General features: G+C 73.1%; 2 protein-coding genes and 1 pseudogene. 1 reads left to right on the forward strand and 2 read right to left on the reverse strand.

Features of this window, described 5'->3' with window-relative positions; genetic code table 11:
- Positions 1 to 62 precede the first annotated feature (62 nt).
- A pseudogene (locus QH290_RS05295) lies at positions 63 to 470 on the forward strand (PUA domain-containing protein); the annotation flags it as partial.
- A 6-nt stretch (positions 471 to 476) separates the two neighbouring features.
- On the opposite strand, the gene QH290_RS05300 reads toward QH290_RS05295, so the two are convergent.
- Together QH290_RS05300 and QH290_RS05305 are read right to left on the reverse strand one after the other, a co-directional pair.
- A complete protein-coding gene (locus QH290_RS05300) occupies positions 477 to 860 on the reverse strand; it encodes a type II toxin-antitoxin system death-on-curing family toxin (protein ID WP_280382132.1) in 384 nt (127 codons plus the stop codon).
- Entirely contained in the window at positions 857 to 1,060 is a 204-nt protein-coding gene (locus tag QH290_RS05305; protein ID WP_280382133.1) for a ribbon-helix-helix domain-containing protein, read from the reverse strand. The genes QH290_RS05300 and QH290_RS05305 overlap by 4 nt, the downstream gene beginning before the upstream one ends.
- Between the last annotated feature and the right edge of the window lie 555 nt (positions 1,061 to 1,615).

Genomic DNA, 1,615 nt, shown 5'->3' on the forward strand with positions numbered 1-1,615 from the left:
CCCCCCCCCCCCCCCCCCCCCCCCCCCCCCCCCCCCCCCCCCCCCCCCCCCCCCCCCCCCCCGCCGGTGTGCCCGTGCTGCTGGCCGCGGCGTCGGACGCCGCCGCCGCGCTCACCGGCGCCTCCGTGGGCACCGCCTTCGCCGCGCGCCCGGTGCGCCTGTCGGCCCGCAGGTTCTGGGTCCGCCACGCCGCCGACAGCCGCGGTGCCGTGCTGCTCGACGAGGGGGCCGTGCAGGCCGTGGCGCACCGCCGCCGCTCCCTGCTCGCGGCGGGCATCACCGGCGTCCGCGGCCGCTTCCACGGCGGCGACGTCATCGACCTGATCGCCCCGGACGGCCGCGTCGTCGCCCGCGGCGTCGTCGAATACGACAGCACCGAACTCCAGACCATGACCGGCCGCTCCACCACCGAACTCCCGGAAGGCATGCAGCGCCCGGTCATCCACGCCGACGACCTGGTGAAGGTGTAGGGACGGCTACGCCGGACGCAGCAGCGGTGTGATCCGCTCGACGATGGCCGGAACATCGGCGGCGGCATGCGTCGCGATATCCATCATGGTGAACAGGTCGTCCTCCGCGGCGGGGTCGAAGCGCATGCCGTTCAGCTTCAGGAAGGCATCGGTCGCGACGAAGGCAATGCGTTGGTTGCCGTCCATGAACGGGTGCGATGTCGTCAGCGAATGCAGGAGCGCCGCTGCCTTCTCGGGGACCGTGGGGTAGGGATCGACCCCGAAGGTAACGGTCGCCGGACGGGCGGCGGCGGATGCCACCAGTCCCGGGTCGCGAACGACCAGATGGTCCCCGATCGTCACCCGGCCGATGGCGATGATCTCTTCGGCGCTGAGGTACCGAAAGCTCACGCGTCGCTCAGCCGTCGAATGAGACCGGCATGCGCATCGTTGGTTTCCCGGGCCAGCTCGAGGACCTGTGCCGTGGTCCGGCGCTGCCGGTACTCTTCCAGCGCCGCGACGACGATGGCGTTCTTGGAGCGTTTCTCCTCCTGTGCCGCCTCGTCCAGCCAGTGATCGAGTTCTTCGGGCAGGCGCGCAGCAAAGGCCATCACCGTCTCCTCTCGCCAGAGTGGTGCCTCCGTTGGTACCGGGGGTGATACCAGTGCCGTGATCCAGCGGCGGATCCCGTCAGCGGCTCGGCGGGCTGACTCCCGGTTGGTCCGGCGGTCTGGTGGAGGAGGATTCCTCGGGGATGGGGCCGGTGACGCCGGGCTGGCCCTCCTCGTCGGTGAGGGGCGGGCCGGGTGGGAGTTGGTCCGGGGGCGGTGGGGCCGTGGGGGATTCGGGCGCGGGAGGCGGCGGAGGCGCGGAGGGCTCCGGAGCCGGTGGAGGCGCCGGAACCGTTGTGCCGGTGGGAGGTTGGGGCGGGGCGGGCGCCGGGGTGGCGGAGTGGTCGGGGGTCGGAGGTGCCGTGGCGGGCGGCTCGACAGGGGAAGGCGTTGCGGGCGTGGGGGATTGGGGCGCCGGGCTCGGCTGTCCCGGGGGCGTCGGCGGCACGGGCGCCGAAGGAGCCGGTGATTGTGGTTTCTATGGGGCAGAAAGAGTCGGTGGTAGCCCTGGAGTTGTAGGCGGCTGGTCCGGGGGTGTGGGCTGCCCGGGAGCCG

This window comes from Nocardia wallacei (genome assembly GCF_029869545.1).
Classification (GTDB): domain Bacteria; phylum Actinomycetota; class Actinomycetes; order Mycobacteriales; family Mycobacteriaceae; genus Nocardia; species Nocardia wallacei_A.